The 17,148-nt window shown below is 73.6% G+C and carries 19 protein-coding genes; 6 read left to right on the top strand and 13 right to left on the bottom strand.

Going from position 1 to position 17,148, the window contains the following annotated elements; all coding sequences use genetic code 11:
• Window positions 1-99 precede the first annotated feature (99 nt).
• Window positions 100-1,191, top strand: coding sequence for a lysylphosphatidylglycerol synthase transmembrane domain-containing protein (locus NDW01_RS15155; RefSeq protein WP_252820971.1), 1,092 nt, complete (start codon window positions 100-102; stop codon window positions 1,189-1,191).
• 62 nt (window positions 1,192-1,253) lie between these two features.
• Here the strand turns inward: NDW01_RS15155 and NDW01_RS15150 are convergent, their stop codons facing one another.
• Together NDW01_RS15150 and NDW01_RS43800 are read right to left on the bottom strand one after the other, a co-directional pair.
• Window positions 1,254-1,892: a response regulator gene (locus NDW01_RS15150; protein WP_252820969.1), complete on the bottom strand. Its 639-nt coding sequence runs from the start codon at window positions 1,890-1,892 to the stop codon at window positions 1,254-1,256.
• 12 nt (window positions 1,893-1,904) lie between these two features.
• A complete protein-coding gene (locus NDW01_RS43800; RefSeq protein WP_252820968.1) occupies window positions 1,905-3,086 on the bottom strand; it encodes a sensor histidine kinase in 1,182 nt (393 codons plus the stop codon).
• Window positions 3,087-3,218: 132 nt separating this feature from the next.
• Between NDW01_RS43800 and NDW01_RS15140 the strand changes: the two genes are divergently transcribed.
• The gene (locus NDW01_RS15140; RefSeq protein WP_252820966.1) at window positions 3,219-3,599 is read left to right on the top strand and encodes a hypothetical protein; all 381 of its coding nucleotides are present in this window, start codon (window positions 3,219-3,221) and stop codon (window positions 3,597-3,599) included.
• 61 nt (window positions 3,600-3,660) lie between these two features.
• On the opposite strand, the gene NDW01_RS15135 is transcribed toward NDW01_RS15140, so the two are convergent.
• The 8 genes from NDW01_RS15135 to NDW01_RS15100 all read right to left on the bottom strand — a co-directional run bounded on the left by NDW01_RS15135 (window position 3,661) and on the right by NDW01_RS15100 (window position 10,962).
• Complete coding sequence (locus NDW01_RS15135; protein WP_252820963.1) at window positions 3,661-4,068, bottom strand: hypothetical protein; 408 nt, start codon at window positions 4,066-4,068, stop codon at window positions 3,661-3,663.
• A complete protein-coding gene (locus NDW01_RS15130; protein ID WP_252820961.1) occupies window positions 4,061-4,420 on the bottom strand; it encodes a hypothetical protein in 360 nt (119 codons plus the stop codon). The genes NDW01_RS15135 and NDW01_RS15130 overlap by 8 nt, the downstream gene beginning before the upstream one ends.
• A 108-nt stretch (window positions 4,421-4,528) precedes the next feature.
• A complete protein-coding gene (locus NDW01_RS15125; RefSeq protein ID WP_252820959.1) occupies window positions 4,529-5,335 on the bottom strand; it encodes a YceI family protein in 807 nt (268 codons plus the stop codon).
• Between the two features lie 13 nt (window positions 5,336-5,348).
• Window positions 5,349-6,125, bottom strand: a complete 777-nt coding sequence (locus NDW01_RS15120) for an MSCRAMM family protein (RefSeq protein WP_252820957.1) — start codon at window positions 6,123-6,125, stop codon at window positions 5,349-5,351.
• The gene (locus NDW01_RS43795; protein ID WP_252820955.1) at window positions 6,122-6,745 is read right to left on the bottom strand and encodes a MarR family winged helix-turn-helix transcriptional regulator; all 624 of its coding nucleotides are present in this window, start codon (window positions 6,743-6,745) and stop codon (window positions 6,122-6,124) included. Before NDW01_RS43795 ends, NDW01_RS15120 begins: the two co-directional genes overlap by 4 nt.
• A 2-nt stretch (window positions 6,746-6,747) precedes the next feature.
• Window positions 6,748-9,150: an MFS transporter gene (locus NDW01_RS15110; protein WP_252820953.1), complete on the bottom strand. Its 2,403-nt coding sequence runs from the start codon at window positions 9,148-9,150 to the stop codon at window positions 6,748-6,750.
• A 148-nt stretch (window positions 9,151-9,298) separates the two neighbouring features.
• The gene (locus NDW01_RS15105) at window positions 9,299-10,198 is read right to left on the bottom strand and encodes an SDR family oxidoreductase (protein WP_252820951.1); all 900 of its coding nucleotides are present in this window, start codon (window positions 10,196-10,198) and stop codon (window positions 9,299-9,301) included.
• Window positions 10,195-10,962 carry an SDR family oxidoreductase gene (locus NDW01_RS15100; RefSeq protein ID WP_252820950.1) on the bottom strand — a complete coding sequence of 256 codons (768 nt, stop codon included), beginning with the start codon at window positions 10,960-10,962 and terminating at the stop codon, window positions 10,195-10,197. Before NDW01_RS15100 ends, NDW01_RS15105 begins: the two co-directional genes overlap by 4 nt.
• 54 nt (window positions 10,963-11,016) lie before the next feature.
• Here NDW01_RS15100 and NDW01_RS15095 point away from each other — a divergent pair, with 54 nt between their 5' ends.
• The 4 genes from NDW01_RS15095 (at window position 11,017) to NDW01_RS15080 (ending at window position 14,564) form a co-directional block, all read left to right on the top strand.
• The gene (locus tag NDW01_RS15095; protein ID WP_252820947.1) at window positions 11,017-11,769 is read left to right on the top strand and encodes an enoyl-CoA hydratase family protein; all 753 of its coding nucleotides are present in this window, start codon (window positions 11,017-11,019) and stop codon (window positions 11,767-11,769) included.
• On the top strand, window positions 11,766-12,650 hold the full coding sequence (locus NDW01_RS15090) for a CoA transferase subunit A (protein WP_406567722.1): 885 nt from the start codon (window positions 11,766-11,768) through the stop codon (window positions 12,648-12,650). The genes NDW01_RS15095 and NDW01_RS15090 overlap by 4 nt, the downstream gene beginning before the upstream one ends.
• On the top strand, window positions 12,647-13,411 hold the full coding sequence (locus NDW01_RS15085; protein ID WP_252820945.1) for a CoA-transferase subunit beta: 765 nt from the start codon (window positions 12,647-12,649) through the stop codon (window positions 13,409-13,411). The genes NDW01_RS15090 and NDW01_RS15085 overlap by 4 nt, the downstream gene beginning before the upstream one ends.
• A 103-nt stretch (window positions 13,412-13,514) precedes the next feature.
• Complete coding sequence (locus NDW01_RS15080; RefSeq protein ID WP_252820943.1) at window positions 13,515-14,564, top strand: NAD(P)H-dependent flavin oxidoreductase; 1,050 nt, start codon at window positions 13,515-13,517, stop codon at window positions 14,562-14,564.
• Between the two features lie 60 nt (window positions 14,565-14,624).
• Here NDW01_RS15080 and NDW01_RS15075 read toward each other — a convergent pair whose 3' ends face one another.
• The 3 genes from NDW01_RS15075 to NDW01_RS15065 are packed head-to-tail and all read right to left on the bottom strand — an operon-like array spanning window position 14,625 to window position 17,142.
• Entirely contained in the window at window positions 14,625-15,023 is a 399-nt protein-coding gene (locus NDW01_RS15075) for an ACT domain-containing protein (RefSeq protein WP_252820941.1), read from the bottom strand.
• A gap of 11 nt (window positions 15,024-15,034) precedes the next feature.
• Complete coding sequence (locus NDW01_RS15070) at window positions 15,035-16,021, bottom strand: acyl-CoA dehydrogenase family protein (protein ID WP_252820939.1); 987 nt, start codon at window positions 16,019-16,021, stop codon at window positions 15,035-15,037.
• Window positions 16,018-17,142, bottom strand: a complete 1,125-nt coding sequence (locus NDW01_RS15065; RefSeq protein WP_252820938.1) for an acyl-CoA dehydrogenase family protein — start codon at window positions 17,140-17,142, stop codon at window positions 16,018-16,020. The genes NDW01_RS15070 and NDW01_RS15065 overlap by 4 nt, the downstream gene beginning before the upstream one ends.
• Between the last annotated feature and the right edge of the window lie 6 nt (window positions 17,143-17,148).

Below are 17,148 nucleotides of genomic sequence, written 5' to 3'. Positions count from 1 at the left end.
CCGGCACCCTCCGCCGGTGGACCTGGAGGAACCCATCACGTCATCCGTCCCTCATCCCCCGTTCGACGAATGCTTGATCCGACGGGGGAGGTCGAGGTCATGAGCCCGCGCATCCTGACCCGACGACGGGTGTCCGAGCCGGTCGCCGAGCGACTCGACGGGTCGATCGCCGCGCGATTCCCGCTGCGTACGTGGGTGGCCGCCGGACTGCTCGCCGCCGCGCTGTGCGGGGTGGTCGCCGGCGCGCGCCTGGCCGACCTCGGCTTCCACGACATCGACGTCGGCGACTGGGCCGAGGATCTGTCCGCCCGGGCCGGCCGGATCCGCTGGGAGTTCGTGCCGCTGATCGCCGCCCTGGCGTCGCTGCACTACCTCGCGTCGGGTCTCGGCGTACGCGCCGCGGCCGACGGCGTCTCCGGCCGGCGGCTCCGCCTGTGGGAGGTGACGGCGTCGCAGTTCGCCGGGGCCGCGGCCAACCGCCTGGCGCCCAGCGGGCTCGGCTCCGCGGCCGTCACGTGCCGGTACCTCACCCGGCGCGGCCTGCCGGTGTACGAGGCGACGGCGGCGATGGCCGCGGCCGGTGTCCTGCGGGGCGTGACGAAGCTCGGCCTCATGGTGCTGGCCGTGGGCGTGTGGAACGGCCTGGACGACCCGTCGGTGCCGGCCATCCGCCTCGACCGGGCCGTGAGCCGTCACTCCGGGGTGATCGTCCCGATCCTCCTCGGGGTGGCGGGCGCCGCGGTCCTGCTCGCCCTGATCGTTCTCTGCTGGCCGGGCGGCCGGGCACGGGCCTGGACCCGCGCCACCATCGCCGGGGTGGGCCGATCGCTGCGGCACCTCCTCCATCGGCCGCGCTGCCTGCTGTGGACGCTCGCCGCGTCGACCGGCGCGCACGTCGCGCTGGCGCTGGCGTTCGCGGTCAGCCTGCTCGCCGTCCCCGGTACGGTCGGCGGGGGCTTCGTCGCGCTGCCGGCCGTCTACCTGCTCGGCGCCACGGCCGGCGCCGCGATCCCGACACCCGCCGGGGTGGGATCGACCGAGGCCGCGCTGATCACCGCGCTGGCGGCCGCGCACGTCCCGACCGGTCAGGCGGCCGAAGGGGTCCTGCTCTTCCGGGCCATGACCTTCTGGGCGCCGGTCCCGGTGGGCGTGCTCAGCACCCGGCTCCTGCGCCGCAGGCACGGGCTGTAGCCCTCCCCGGGCACCGGGCCGTCCGTCCGGTCAGGCCAGGCCGTGGTCAGGCCAGGCCGTGGTCAGGCCAGGCCGTGCCGGGCGGCGAAGACCGCGAGGCGCACCCGGTTCGGACATCCCGTCTTGGCCATGAGACCCGCCACGTGCGTCTTCACCGTCGTGACGCCGATGTGCAGGCGTTCGGCGATCTCCGCGTTGGACGAGCCCTCCGCCAGGAGCGACAGGACGGTGCGCTCCCGCTCCGTGAGGTGCAGGCCGGGGGCCGCGGAATCGTCCTGGCGAGCGCCGACCGCCTGGGCGACCAGCCTCCGCAGCACCGGCGCGCTGAAGGGGCTGTCCCCGTCGGCCGCCCTCCGGATCGCGTCCACCAGCGCCCCCGGCGCGACGTCCTTGGCGAGGAAGCCGCATGCCCCGGCGGCGAGCGCCGGGTAGAGATGGTCGTCGTCATCGAACGTCGTGAGGACGACGACACGCGTGGCGGGCCGTTCGGCGAGGATCCGCGCCGTCGCGGCGATGCCGTCCACGCCCGGCATCCGCAGGTCCATGATGACGACGTCCGGTGTCAGGCGCGCCGCGAGCCGTACGGCCTCGGCCCCGCCGGCCGCCTCTCCGGCCACCTCGATGTCGTCGGTCGATTCGCACAGCATCCGCAGGCCCGCCCGCACGAGATGCTGGTCGTCGACGATGAGCACCTGGATCATTCCCTCATCCGATCACGACCTCGGCTCCGGCAGCAGGGCGGACAGCCGCCATCCACCGGAAGTGGCACCGACCTGGAGGCTGCCGCCGACCAGGTCCACGCGCTCGCGCATGCCGAGCAGGCCGTGCCCGGCGCCGCCGACCGCCGGACGGTCGCCGGCCGCCGCGAGGCCGCCGGGAACGTCATTGCGGATCTCCAAGCTGACGGAGCCGTCCCCCGTCATCGCCGCGTCGAGCCGTACGGACGCCTGCCGCCCCGCGTGCTTGACGATGTTCGTGAGTCCCTCCTGGACGAGCCGCAGCAGCGTCAGGCCGCGCACGGCGTCGAGCCCGGCGAGTTCGGGGGCGACCGACGACACCACGGTGAGCCCCGCCTGACGGGCCCGGTCCACGAGACCGTCCAGCGCGACGGGCAGGTCCGTCGGCTCGGCGAGCAGGCGGCCGGGGTCGTCCGGGTCGCGCAGCGCGGTGAGCAGCCGCCGCAGGTCGGCCAGGGCGCTGGAGGCACTGGCGTGCACGTCGTCGAGTACCTCGGTCACTCTCGGGTCGGTTTGCGGGATGACGTGCCGGGCCACGCCGACCCGGAGCGCCACCGAGGCCAGATGGTGAGCGACCATGTCGTGCAGTTCGCGGGCGATCGCGGTGCGCTCGCTCATCCGGGTGGCTCGCTCCGCCTCCGCGGCGCGTTCCTGAGCACTGCGCGCGACCTGTTCGAGCGAGCGGACGTACGCGGCGAGCAGCATCGGGCCGCCCACGACCGCGGCCAGCTTGTACAGCAGGGCCGGGACGTCGCCCGGCAGGCCGATGGCGACGTAGACCGTGGTCAGCGCGGACGCGGTGAGCAGAGCGGGCGCGCCCCAGCGGCGGAGCGCGACCTCGAACAGCGCCATGCTCGCCATGATCTTGATGCCGATCGGCGGCAGGTGTCCGAATCGCTCGGCCATGACGAGGAGCGCCGCCTGCCCGAGGGCCACGGTCAGCGGCAGCCGTCCGCCGAGCGTTCCCAGTGCGAGCGAGCCGAGCGCCGGGCCCCAGTCGGCCGGCGCCTGCGGAGCGGTGGTCCGGTGCAGGAGGAGGTAGCCGAACGCACAGGCGAGCAGGACCGCCCGCAGGGGGCCGAACCCGCTCCCGAGCAGGGCCGTCCGCGCCGGGGGGAGGTCGTTCCCGCGCGGGCGGCCGAGCCGGATCCTGTCCACACCGCCCGAGACTAGGGCCTGTCCCGAAGCCCCACGGTCCTCCTGTGGGAGGAGGGCGGCTCCTCCGACCGGCCGCCGGGTCGGGCCGCTCGGCGGACGCGCCACCCGCACGTCGCCGCGGAGGGTAGGGGCATGACGACACACATCGCCCACCGGGACAGTGCCATCGCGGCGTTCGTCTTCCTCGGCGGAGCCATCGCCGTCGGAGCATGGACCGTGCTGCTCGGCTTCCACGCCTCCGCCGCCGTCCGTCCTCTCTGGATCGGATTCGACCTGCTGCTCGTCGCCGGAATGGCGCTGACCGGATGGCTGGCCCGCCGCCGGGACGGGCGAGCGGCCCTGACCGCCGCCGGGCTGGCCGCGCTCATGCTCGCCGACGTCTGGTTCGACGTGATGACGGCCCGGCCCGCCTACCGGCCCACGTCGATCGTGATGGCGCTCGCGCTGGAACTGCCGTTCGGCGCCGCCTGCGCCGTCTTCGCGCTGCGCGTCTGGACGCGGACGTGGCGGTGAGCACGCTCACGGCACCGGGTCGATCCGCCGCCTCGAGGCCGGCACGGGCGGCCGGCGCGGCTCAGGAGGCGGAACGGGGCGCGGTCCGGCGCAGCCAGAGCAGGCCGAGCACCGGGAGCACGAGCGGCACGAAGCCGTACCCGCTGCCGTAGCCCGACCACACCGTCGCGTCGGGGAAGGCGGCGCGGTCGGCCAGGCTGTAGGTGCCGACCGCGAGCACGCCGACGAGTTCGACGGTGCAGGACACGACGGCGACGCGATACGACGTACGACCGGAGCGGGCCAGCATCACGGTGGCGAGCACGTACACGACCGCGGCGAACGCCGACAGCAGGTACGCGACCGGCGCCTCGTGGAACTTCGTGGCGAGCTGCACGCCCGCCCGCGATCCGGCGGCGAGGGCGAACACGCCGTAGACGGCGACCAGCACCCGCCCGGGTCCGGATCGCCGCGCGACCGGCTCAGCCATGCCACACCTGCTGCATGCGGACGACGAGGACGGCGATCACGAGGAAGCCGGCGGCGAGGACGACCGGGCCCCATCGGGTGCGCTCGGCCAGTCCCCAGAAGGCGGCGACGGGCAGGATGACCAGCGATCCCGCGAGGTAGCCGATGAAGATCGGCATCCCGCCGGCCGGCCGGGCGCCGCCCGCCAGCCGGACGATCGCCCACATCACCTGGAGGAGCAGCCCGGCCTCGCCCAGCGCGGCCGCGCCCAGCAGGACGACTCCGACCCGGCGGTTCAGGGCGGCCGTCACCAGGGCCAGACCGGCGAGCACGAGCGCGCCGATGATCAGTGACACCGCCAGGGCGTGGACCACGCGTCAGCCTTCCTCTGGGTTCGCCGTTCGCTTCCTCTCCAGGACGAAGACCGTACTACGGGATGTAGTACTGGCGATCGGCGGCCCCGGGGCGCCGGCCCGGGCCCCTCAGCGCTTCACGAGTTCGATGTCGAGTTCGACCAGGAGCGTCCCGCCCACCGCGGCGATTCCGACGCGCACGGCCTGGTTCCAGTCGACGGCGAACTCGTCGCGGTTCAGCTCCGTGATCGCGTGGAAGCCGCAGCGCACGCCGCCCCACGGGTCCGGGCCCGTGCCGAGGTAGGTGGTGTCGAGCGTCACCGGGCGCGTCGTCCCGCGGATGGTCAGCTCACCGTCCATCGCCCACCGGTCGTCGGCGAGCCGCCGCAGTCCCTTGCTGCGGAAGGTGATCTCGGGGTACTCGTCGACGTACAGGAAGTCCTTGCTGCGCAGGTGGGTGTCGCGGTCGGAGTTCCCGGTGTCGATGCTGGCGGCCCGCAGCGCGACCTCCACCGTGGAGTTCTCCACCGGATCGGTGACGACGATCTCGCCGCTGAAGTCGGCGATCCGCCCGCGCACGCTGACGAGCCCGATGTGCCGGGCCCGGACCTGCACCGAAGAGTGCACCGGGTCGATGTCCCAGACCCCCGGTTCGGGGAGCCGTCGCCCGCCGGTCCCCGCGATCTCGATGTCACCGAGGTCGAGGCCGGCCGGGCCGACGACCGCGGTCCGGGCCTCCGGCTGGTGTCCCGCGGCGGAGACGATCAGCGTGTAGACGCCGGGCGCGACCCCCTCCAGGGCGGCGCGGCCGGTCGAGTCGACCGCGGTGCGGGCCGCCTGGCGGCCCGTCGCGTCGGTGAGCGTCAGGATCGCGTGCTCGACCGGCCATCCGCCGGGGGCGACGATCCGGGCCGTGACGGCGTTCGCGTTGTTCACTCAGAGGCCCCTTTCAGGCGGTCAGCGTGACGTCGGCCTCGACGGGCCGGCCGCCGATGATGTGGACGGGGACGGCGGCCGGGCCGGGACCCGCGGCGACGACGGTGTACGTCCCCGGTTCGAGGTCCTCGAAGGAGAACTCACCGGCCGCGCCGCTCACGGCGTTCCCGACGATGCCGCCCGCCTGGTCCATCAGCGTGATCCGCGCGCCGTCATACGGCCGGTCGTGCAGCCGTACCTCGCCGTTCAGCGTGCCGCGGGCCAGGAGTTCCAGGTCCTGCCGGGTCTGCGTGCCCTGCCGGACCGTCACGGCGACGGCCACCGGTCGCTGTCCGGGCGCCGAGGCGACCAGCGTGTAGGCGCCCTCGGGGAGGCTGATGAACGAGAAGCCGCCCCCCTCCGTGCTGCGCGCCGTCGCGACCACGTCGCCCTGGACGTCGGTCACGGTGATCGTGGCGTCCGAGACCGGCCGGCGGGTGCCGGACAACCGGACGATGCCGATCAGTCCCCCGACGCCGGCGATCGTCATGTCGTGGCGGACGGTCCCCGTTCCGACCGCCACGAGCGAGGCGATCGGCTCGTGTCCGGGCGCCGAGGCGATGATCAGGTAGGTACCGCCCTTCTGCACGGTCAGGCGGTACTCCCCGTCCATCCCCGTGTACGCGGAGCCGATCTTGCGGCCGGCCATGTCGGCCAGCGTGACCACCGCGTCGGCGACCGGCGGTCCCTCCGTCCGCTGCACCGTGCCGAAGACGGTGAGCGTCTCGCTCAGCGCCGTGTTCTCAGTCATCGGTCCATTCCTCCGTCGTGCGGCCGTTCCGGGGCCGCGGCCAGGGCTTCGAGGGCGGGCAGCGCGGCGGCGAGGCCGGCCCGCTGCTCCGCCGGCAGCCGCCGAATCTCCTCCTCGAGGAACCCGGTCGTACGCCGCCCGAGATCGTCCAGCAGTTCGTCGCCGGCGTCGCTCAGGACGAGCCGGCACACCCGGCGGTCCCGTGGGTCGGGCCGCCGATCGATCAGTTCGAGTTTCGCCAGCGCGTCCACGATGTGGGAGACGGTCGGGGTGCTGACCGCCATCCGACGGGCGAGCTCCCCGACGGGGAGCGGCCCGTCGGCGGCGATGGTGGTCAGCGCCGACAGCCGGCTCGGGGTCAGGTGCTCCGGCCAGTCCTTGCGCATCCTGCGGTTGAGGGCGACGAGGGCGACCCTGAGCCGCCCCGCGACGGCCCCGGACCCCTCGCCGACGGGGACCGGGCCGACGTGCTCCCGGCCCGCGCCCGCGCGCTCCCCGTTCGCACGGTCCGTGGCCGTACGGTCCGCGTCCGTTGCGCCCGCGTCCGTGCGGACCCCGTCCAGGCGGTCCGCGTCCGCGCGGTCCGCGTCCGCGCGGTCCGCCCGCGGATCGGCGTCCACGGTCAGTCGCCCAGCGCCACGCGCACGTCGGACGGCACGCCGGGCGTCACCTGGACGGTCGCCGTCACGGGACGGTGGCCGGCCGCGACCAGCGTGTAACCGCCGTCCGCCAGCCCGGTGATCCGGTACGCGCCGTTCTCGTCGGTGACGGTGGTCGCGACCACCTCGCCGTTCTCGTCGGTGACGGTCGTGGTGATCCCGGCGACCGGCTCTCCGTGCGGGGAGCGCACCACGCCGTGCAGCGCGCCGGTCGGGGCGACGCTGTCGGGAACGAGCGGGAAGTCCCGTACGACCGACGCCTCCCCCACGATGACGGTCGCGGCCTGCGGGACGCGGCCGGGCGCGGTGGCGATCACGAGGTGGTCGCCGTCCGTGACCGCGATGGAGTACCGGCCGTCCGGGCCGGTCGTGGCCCGCCCGAGCTGGTGTCCGTCGGGGCCGGTGACCGTGACGGCGGCGCCCCTCACGGGCGCGCCCGACCCGTCGTGGATGAGACCCGCGATGACCGGGCCCTGCCGGCCGTTCGACACGGCCCGCTGGGCCGCCCCCGGCGCGTGCGTGGTGACGAGGTCCTGGGCCGTGGGCCGGGCGTCCGCCGGCGCGTGGCCGGCCGTCGGGACCATCTGCGGGACGGTGGGCTCGCTGAGCGCGATCCCGGCCTCGCCGGTCACCCCGGCCAGCTCCGAGCCGAGCGACTCGTGCTCGGCGGGCTCCTGGCCCGGCTTGTTCCGCTTGGTCAGCAGCGACGCGATCGCGGCGACGACACAGGCGACGATCGCGAACCAGAACGCGACCGTCAGGCCGTCGTGGAACGGCTGCGTGATCAGGTGCGGGAAGAAGCTGCGCCCGGTGAGGTACGAGGCGTGGTCGGCGGGCAGCTTGTGCAGCTCGGGGCCGAGCAGCTGCTGCATCGGGTTGTAGCCGAGGAACGCCGCGAACAGCACCGCGATCGGCGGCAGCTGCGAGATTCCGTGGGCCGTCTGGGCCGGGACGCCCTGGGCCGTCAGGCCGCTCTCCATCGACGACGGCAGGCTGTGCGACAGGCCCGCCACCATCAGGCTGAAGAAGATGCCGATCGACAGCACCATCGCGGCGTTCTGGAAGGTCGCGGTCATGCCGGCGCCGACGCCCCGCTGGTCGGCCGGGACCGAGTTCATGATGTCGGCGCGGTTCGGCGAGGCGAACATGCCGGACCCGATGCCGTTGATCACGAGCAGCAGGGCGAAGACCCAGTAGGAGAAGTTCACCGGGATGGCGAGGAGCAGCAGGAAGCTGAGCCCCGTGACGAGCGCGCCGCCGACCGTGAACACCCGCGCGCCGAGCCGGTCCGACAGGATCCCGGACAGCGGTGCCGACAGCAGGAAGCCGACGGTCAGCGGGATCATGTAGATGCCCGCCCACAGCGGCGTGTCCTCGAAGCTGTAGCCGTGCTGGGGCAGCCAGATGCCCTGCAGCCAGATGATCAGCATGAACTGCAGGCCACCGCGGCCGAGCGCGGTCAGCAGGCTCGCCAGGTTCCCCGCGGTGAAGGTGCGGTTCTTGAACAGCGAGAGGTTGAACAGCGGCTCGGCGATCCTCGTCTCGATGAAGAGGAAGACGCACAGGACGAGCGCGCCGCCGATCAGCGCGGTGAGCACCCACGGGTTGGTCCATCCCATGGTGTGATCCTTGTACGGCTGGATCCCGTAGGTGATGCCGATCAGAACCGAGATCAAACCGATAGCGAAGGTGAGGTTGCCCCACCAGTCGATCTTGGCCTTCTTGCGGACACCGGTGTCGTGCAGCTTGATGTAGGCCCAGAACGTCCCGAAGATGCCGAACGGCACCGAGACCAGGAAGACGTAGTGCCAGTTGACCGGGCCGAGGATGCCGCCGAGGATCAGCCCGATGAACGAGCCGGCGATGCCCGCGATCGCGTTGATGCCGAGGGCCATGCCGCGCTTGGTGGCGGGGAACGCGTCGGTGAGAATGGCGGTCGAGTTGGCGAACAGCAGCGCGCCGCCGACGCCCTGGACGATCCGCCAGCCGATGAGCCAGAGGGCCGCCGCCGATCCGTGCATCCAGCAGATCGACAGCAGGATCGAGCAGACGGTGAAGACGGCGAAGCCGAGGTTGTACATCCGGACCCGGCCGTACATGTCGCCGAGCCGGCCGAAGGACACCACCAGTACCGCGGTGACGACCATGAAGCCCATCATCATCCACAGCAGGTAACTGGTGTTTCCGGCGCCGAGAGGGTCGAGACCGATGCCGTCGAAGATGTTCGGCAGCGCGATGAGCACGATCGACTGATTGATCATGACCATCAGCACGCCGAGCGTCGTGTTCGACAGCGCGATCCACTTGTATCCGGGCCCGAGGGCCCGGTGGTCTGGTCGTCCGGTCGCGTGTGCGCCCGTCGTCATGGGGGATGCGCTCCTGATAGTTCGTCAGCACAAATGTTGCTTAGCGCTAACTAACTATAGAGCAACCCGGTTCGTCCGAGACGCCCGCCCGGCGAGATACGTCCCAAGTAGGCAATCAGGGAGAGAACGCGCCGGCCATCTGCGGGTCTCAGGCGCCGTACACCGGCTCCGGTGACGCGGCCCCGGCCAGCAGGCCGCGGACCACGGGCCCCAGCTCCGCGGCGTCCCACCGCGCCCCCTTGTCGACGGCCGGCCCGTGCCGGAACCCCTCCATCACGCAGATCCGGCCGCCCTCGGCCTCGAACACCCGGCCCGTGACGTCACAGCCGGACGACCCGAGCCAGGCGACGAGCGGCGACACGTTCTCCGGCGCCATCGCGTCGAAGCCGCCGTCCCCGGGCGCCGCCATCGTCGCGGCGAACACCTCCTCGGTCATACGGGTACGGGCCGCCGGGGCGATCGCGTTGACCCGTACGCCGTAGCGCCCCAGCTCGGCCGCCGCCACCAGGGCCAGCCCGACGACGCCCGCCTTGGCCGCCGCGTAGTTGCCCTGGCCGACGCTGCCGAGCAGTCCCGCCCCCGAGGAGGTCATGACGACGCGGCCGGTCCCGGGACGGCCCGCCTTCGCCTCGGCCCGCCAGTGCAGACCCGCCTGCCGCAGCGGCAGGAAGTGCCCCTTGAGGTGGACGCGCGTGACCGCGTCCCACTCCTCCTCCGACAGGTTCACGAGCATGCGGTCGCGCAGGAACCCGGCGTTGCAGACGAGCGTGTCGAGCCGCCCGAACGCGTCGAGGGCGGTCCGCACCAGCGCCTCCGCGCCCTCGGAGGTGGCGACGTCGTACGGCGCGGCGACCGCCTCCCCGCCCGTTCCCCGGATCTCCGCGACCACGTCGTCGGCCGGGCCCGGGGAGCCGCCCGAGCCGTCCGGCCCGGCCCCGATGTCGTTCACCACGACCGCCGCGCCCTGCCGGGCGAACTCCAGGGCGTGGGCACGCCCGAGCCCGCGCCCGGCCCCGGTGACGACGACGACACGGCCCTCACAGATCATTCATCCTCCCGGTTCGTCCGGTCCGTGTTGGCCGCGCCGAGGAAGGCGGGGCGCTCGCCGCCGCCGTGCACCAGCAGCGCCGAGCCGCTGACGTACCCGGCGAGGTCGGAGGCGAGGAAGACGCACGCGGCCCCGGCGTCGTACGGGTCGGCCAGCCGGCCCAGGGGCACGGTGCGCTCGACGGCGGCGATGCCCTCCTCGTCGCCGTAGTGCAGGTGCGATCGCTCGGTGCGGACCATGCCGAGGGTCAGCGCGTTGACGCGCACCTTCGGCGCCCACTCGACGGCCAGGCTGCGGGTGAGGTTGTCCAGGCCCGCCTTCGCCGCGCCGTACGCCGCGGTGCCCGGCGACGGGCGCACCCCGCTCACGCTGCCGACCATGATGATCGAGCCGCCGTCGCCGCGCTGCATGACCGCGTTGGCCGCCCGGGCGGCGAAGAGGGGGGCGACGAGGTTCAGCTCAATGATCTTGGCGTGCGTGCGGGGATCGCCGTCGGCGGCCGGCAGGTACGGGGTGCCGCCCGCGTTGTTCACCAGGACGTCGAGCCGGTCGAGGCTCTCGACGAGGTCCCGTACGGCGCCGGCGTCGCGTACGTCGAGCGGGACGAACCCCAGACCGGGCGGCGGCCGCTCCGGCGCGTGGCGGGCGACGGCGATCACCTCGGCGCCGGCGTCGAGGAACGCCCGGCTGATGCCGAGACCGACCCCGCGCACGCCCCCGGTCACGACCGCGACCTTGCCGCTGAGATCGAGCGTGTAGGCCATCGCACCCTCCCCCTGTACGATACTTCTAACAAACGTTTGGTGGAAAGGTAGCGCATGGGCATCTCCACCACGCTTCACCGACCGGGCGTCGCCGAGGTCGTCATGAACGTTCCACCCGTCAACGCGCTGACCGCCCGGGGCTGGCAGGACCTGGCCGACGTGCTGCTGACCGCCGGCCGCGACCCGGCCGTCCGCGCGGTGGTGCTCCGCTCCGAGGGGCGCGGTTTCAACGCCGGCGTCGACATCAAGGAGATGCAGGCCGCCGAAGGGCACACGGCGCTGCTCGGGGCCAACCGCGGCTGCTACGCCGCGTTCGCGGCCGTCTACGAGTGCGCGGTGCCGGTCATCGCGGCGGTGCACGGCTTCTGCCTGGGCGGCGGCATCGGCCTGGTCGGCAACGCCGACATCGTGGTGGCGGCCGAGGACGCCTACTTCGGCCTGCCCGAAGTGGACCGCGGGGCCCTCGGCGCGGCGACCCACCTGGCCCGGCTCGTGCCGCAGCACCTGATGCGGGCGATGGTCTACACCTGCCGTACCGTCACCGCGGCGGAGCTGCACCGGCACGGGTCCGTGCTCGAGGTCGTTCCCGCCGCCGACCTGCGCGACCGCGCGCTGGAGCTCGCCGGGACGATCGCCGCCAAGGACCCGTACGTCATCCGCCGGGCCAAGGAGTCGCTGAACGGCATCGACCCGGTCGATCCGAAACGCAGCTACCGGTTCGAACAGGGCTTCACCTTCGAGCTGAACCTCGCCGGCGCCGGCGACCGCCACCGCGCCGCCTTCGTCGCGGACAAGGAGACGACGTGACCACCGCGTCGAACGCCGCCGCGAAGGAGCTCCCGATCGAGGAGGTGGTCGGCTCGATCGAGTCCGGGATGACCGTCGGCATCGGCGGCTGGGGCTCGCGGCGCAAGCCGATGGCCCTCGTCCGGGCGATCTGCCGCTCCGGACTCACCGACCTCACCGTGATCTCCTACGGCGGCCCGGACGTCGGGCTGCTGTGCGCGTACGGCAAGGTCCGGCGCGTCGTCGCGCCGTTCGCGACGCTCGACTCGATCCCCCTCGAACCGCACTTCCGCCGGGCCCGGCAGCAGGGGACGATCGCCTTCACCGAGTACGACGAGGGCATGTTCATGTTCGGGCTGTACGCGGCGGCGCACCGACTGCCCTTCCTGCCCACCCCCTCCGGCCTCGGCTCCGACGTCATGCGCGTGAACCCCGAGCTGAGGACGGTCCGCTCCCCGTACGACGGCCGCGAGGAGCTGGTCGCGATGCCCGCGCTGACGATGGACGTCGCCCTGATCCACCTCAACCGGGCGGACCGGCGCGGCAACGGTCAGTACCTCGGCCCCGACCCGTACCTCGACGACCTGTTCGCCAAGGCGGCGGCCCGGACGTACGTCTCGTGCGAACGCCTCGTCGAGACGGCCGACCTCCTCAAGGAGGGCCCGGTGCAGAGCCTGCTGATCAGCCGGTCCCACGTGACGGGCGTCGTCGAGACGCCGAACGGCGCCCACTTCACCTCCTGCGAACCGGACCACGGCCGCGACGAGGCGTTCCAGCGGGCGTACGCCGCCGCGGCCGGCGACCCGGCGGCCTGGACGGCGTTCCGCGAGCGGTTCCTGGCCGGCGACGAGGCGGCCTACCAGTCCGCCGTCCGCGCCTGGCGGCAGGAGGAGGGCCGATGACCGAGCGAAGCGAGGCCTCGACGAGCGCGACGAGGGCCGAGGTGTGCGTGACGGCGTGCGCGGAGGCGTTCCGCGGCGACGGCGAGACCCTCGCTGCGGGCATCGGCGGCGCCGTCACCGTCCTGGCCGCCCGGCTCGCCCGGCTGACGTTCGAGCCCGGCCTGCTCACGCACGACGGCGTGTGCCTGCTGACCGGCGACGTTCCCGCGCTCGGCGAGAGCCCTGGTGAGGTCGAGGGCTGGCTGCCGTTCCGCGAGCACCTGTGGCTGGTGCTGAACGGCCGCCGCCACGTCATGCTCGGCGCGAGCCAGATCGACCGGTTCGGCAACACGAACATCTCGTGCATCGGCGACTGGGCGCGCCCGAAGGCCCAGCTGCTCGGCGTGCGCGGCGTGCCGGGCAACACCCGGTGCGACACGACCAGCTACTGGATCCCCCGCCACTCGCCGCGGGTGTTCGTCGAGACGGTCGACATGGTCAGCGGCGTCGGGTACGACCGGGGTGCTCATGAGATCCGCGTCGTCGTCACCGATCTGGCCGTCCTCGACTTCGCCACCCCGGACCGGCGGATGCGACTGCGCTCGGTCCACCCTGGCGTGACCCTCGACCAGGTCGTCGCGGCCACGGGCTTCGACCTCGCCGTCCCCGACGCGGTCCCCACCACCCGCGTCCCGGACGCGGAGGAGCTGCGCGTCATCCGCGAGGTCCTCGACCCCGACGGCCTGCGCGACCGCGAGGTCCCGGAAGGCTCCCGCCGATGAGGGAGCGGACGCAGCGGCGTCGGCCGGCTCCGGGGTTCGAACCGCGCGGACGGCGCCGGCCGGACCCGGACCCGACCGGTGCGAGACGAGAGAGGGTCGAACCGTGCGGACGGCGCTGACCGAACTGACCGGGGTGCGGCACCCGGTCGTGCAGACCGGCATGGGCTGGGTGGCCGGTCCGCGCCTGGTGTCGGCGGTGGCGAACGCGGGCGGCCTCGGCATCCTCGCCTCCGCCACCATGACGCTCGACGGACTCGCCGCCGCGATCCGCGAGGTGAGGGAGCGCACCGAGGCGCCGTTCGGGGTCAACCTGCGGGCCGACGCCGCGGACGCCGCGCAGCGGATCGACCTGCTCATCCAGGAGGGCGTACGGGTCGCGTCCTTCGCGCTGGCGCCCAGACCGGAGCTGATCGCGCGGCTGAAGGACGCCGGCGTCGTCGTCATCCCCTCCGTGGGAGCGCGCCGGCACGCCGAGAAGGTGGCGGCGTGGGGCGCCGACGCCGTCCTCGTCCAGGGCGGCGAGGGCGGCGGGCACACCGGCCCGGTCGCCACCACGCTGCTGCTCCCCCAGGTCCTCGACGCCGTGGACATCCCGGTGATCGCGGCGGGCGGCTTCTTCGACGGCCGGGGCCTGGCGGCGGCGCTGGCGTACGGGGCGGCCGGTGTGGCGATGGGCACGCGTTTCCTGCTGACCTCCGACAGTCCGGTGCCCGACGCGGTGAAGCGGGTCTACCTCGGCATGGCCGACACCGTCGTCACCCGGCGGGTCGACGGCATGCCGCACCGGGTCCTGCGCACGGACCTGGTCGACGCGCTGGAGCGCTCCGGCCGGGTCACCGGCCTGGCCCGCGCGCTGCGCAACGCCGCCCGCTTCAAGCGGGTGTCCGGGACGTCGTGGCGCACGATGGTCCGGGACGGGCTGGCGATGCGGCACGGCAAGGAGCTGTCCTGGTCGCAGGTGCTGATGGCCGCGAACACCCCGATGCTGCTGAAGGCCGCCATGGTCGACGGCCGCCCCGACCTCGGCGTGCTGGCCTCCGGCCAGGCCGTCGCCGTCATCGACGACCTGCCCTCCTGCCGGGACCTGATCGACCGCGTCGTCGCGGAGGCCACCGCGATCATGACGGCCCTCCCGGGCCTGACCACCGGCTGAGCGCCGAGGGCTTCCGTCGTCCCGGCGATGAGAACCCTCGGCCGTACGTCGCCTGTGTGTTCATCCGGCGAGCGTCCGGAGGACGGCGAGCGCGTCGCGGGCGCGGTCGTACGGGACGAAGAGGTGGTCGTGGTAGAAGGCCGAGACGGCGTTGCAGGCGATACCCGCCTCCGCCAGCGCGGCGGTGACGGCCGCGAGCATTCCGACGGCCTCCAGCGACGAGTGGATCCGCAGCGTGATCCACGCGCTGGGGAAGACACCGGTCAACCCGGATTCCTCGGCCTGAGCCCGCGGCAGGACCAGCGTCCGGCCTTCGTCCTCGTCGAAGGCGAAGACCGGGTCGGCTCCGGCCGGCGTCCGCCGGTCCGCCAGCGTGACGAAGACGTACTCACCGTCGTGCGGCACCGGGTCCAGCCCGGCCAGCAGCCGCGCCAGATCGGTCTCCCCGGTTCCCGGCATGAACCGGCAGCCTACCCGTGGCGCAGCGCGTCCAGGACGCGGGCGCGGTGCTCGGCGGGGGTGCCCCAGGCCGAGCGCAGCGCACGGATCTTGCGGATCCACAGGGACGGGTCGTACTCGTCGGTGTAGCCGATCGCGCCGTGCGTCTGGAGGGCGATCCGGGCGGCCGCGTACGCCGCGTCGGAGGCCGCGGCCTTGGCGGCCGACACGTCGCGCGGGAAGTCCGGTGAGCCGAAGGACAGCGCGGCGCCGTACGCCAGCGGCCGGGCGAATTCCAGGCCGGTCAAGGCGTTCGCCAGGTGGTGCTTGACCGCCTGGAACTCCCCGATCGGGCGGCCGAACTGCCGCCGCGTCCGCGCGTACTCCACCGTCGCGTCGAGCAGGGCCCGTCCCAGGCCGAGCAGCTGCGCGGCGCAGGCCAGCGCGGCCAGGTCGTACGCCGTCGCGGCGGCGCGGGACACGGCCGGTCCGGCGGTCAGGCGTTCCGCCGCGCGCACCGGGAACAGCCGGCGTGCGGGGTCCAGAGAGCGTACGGCGGGGCCTGCGGGCGCGGCCGACGACAGGGACTCCCCATCCGCCAGCAGGACCAGGTCGGCGGCGTCCGCGTCGAGGGCGCGGCGGACCTGGCCGGGCGACGCCAGCGAGACGACGGCCTGTCCGCCCGCGATCCTCGGCAGCCATTCGGCGGCCGGACCCGCGTCGCCGCTCCCGTCGATGAGCGCGCCCGCGGCGAGGGTCTCGACGACCGGTCCGGGCGCCGCGTGGCGGCCCAGCTCGTGCGCGGCGACGACGAGTTCGACCGGGAGCGGCCCGGTCCCACCGTGGCGTTCGGGCACCGTCAGGGTGAACACCCCGGCCTCACCCAGCGCGGACCACAGCGTGCGGTCGTGGTCGCCGGCCGCCCATCGGCGGGTCAGGGCGGGAGTGCCGGCCCCGGTGAGGAGCTCGTGCAGGGTGTCGCCGAACAGCCGCTGCTCGGCGTCGAGGGCGAACCTCATCTCCGGGTCTCCCTGGGCAGGCCGAGGACGCGCTCGGCGATGACGTTGCGCTGGATCTCGTTCGTGCCGGCGTAGATCGGGCCGGCGAGGGAGAAGACGTAGCCTTCCAGCCAGTCCCCGTCGAGTTCGGCGTCCGCGCCGAGGATGTCGAGCGCGGTCTCGTGCAGCTCGACGTCGAGTTCGGACCAGAAGACCTTGTTCACGCTGGCCTCGGCGCCGACGTCGTCGGCGCGGGAGATCGTCTCGAACCCCTTGAGCCGGTAGGCGCGCGCCTTGATCCAGGCGTCGGCGACGCGGTCGCGCAGCAGCGGGTCGGCGCCGTGCGCGCGCCACAGTGTCACGAGGCGGTCGGCTGCGGCGAGGAACCGGCCGGGGCTGCGGAGGGTGAGCCCGCGTTCGTTGCCGGCCGTGCTCATCGCGACGGCCCAGCCCCGACCAGGGTCGCCGATGACGTCCCGGTCGGGCACGAACACCTCGTCGAGGAACAGCTCGGCGAACGCCGGTTTTCCGTCGAGCCGCCCGATGGGCCGTACGGTCACGCCGTCGGCGCCGAGCGGGAACATCAGGTACGTCAGCCCGCGGTGGCGTTCGGCGGCGGGGTCGGAGCGGAACAGCCCGAACGCCCGGTCGGCGAAGGCGGCGCGCGAACTCCAGGTCTTCTGGCCGTTCAGCCGCCAGCCGCCGTCGACGCGGGTGGCGGTCGCGCGCAGGGCGGCCAGGTCGCTGCCGGCGCCGGGCTCGGACCAGGCCTGGGCCCAGATCACCTCTCCGGAGGCCATCGGCGGCAGGACGCGTTCGCGCTGGTCCGGGGTGCCGTGGGCGAAGAGCGTCGGGGCGAGCAGGTTGATGCCGTTCTGGCTCACCCGGCCCGGGGCGCCGGCGGCGTAGTACTCCTCCTCGAAGACGAGCCATTCCAGCGGGGACGCGCCCCGGCCGCCGTACTCCTCGGGCCAGGACACCACGGACAGCCGGGCCGCCGCGAGCGTCCGCTCCCACTCCCGGTGGGCGGCGAAGCCCTCTTCGGTCTCCAGCGACGGCGACGGCGTCGCCGGAACGTTCCGGCGCAGCCAGTCGCGCACCTCGGCCCGGAAGGGCTCCACCGACGACAGGTCCAGATCCATGGCCGT

Source organism: Actinoallomurus soli (genome assembly GCF_024055715.1).
Classification (GTDB): domain Bacteria; phylum Actinomycetota; class Actinomycetes; order Streptosporangiales; family Streptosporangiaceae; genus Actinoallomurus; species Actinoallomurus soli.
This window is presented reverse-complemented; position numbering and strand designations above follow the sequence as displayed.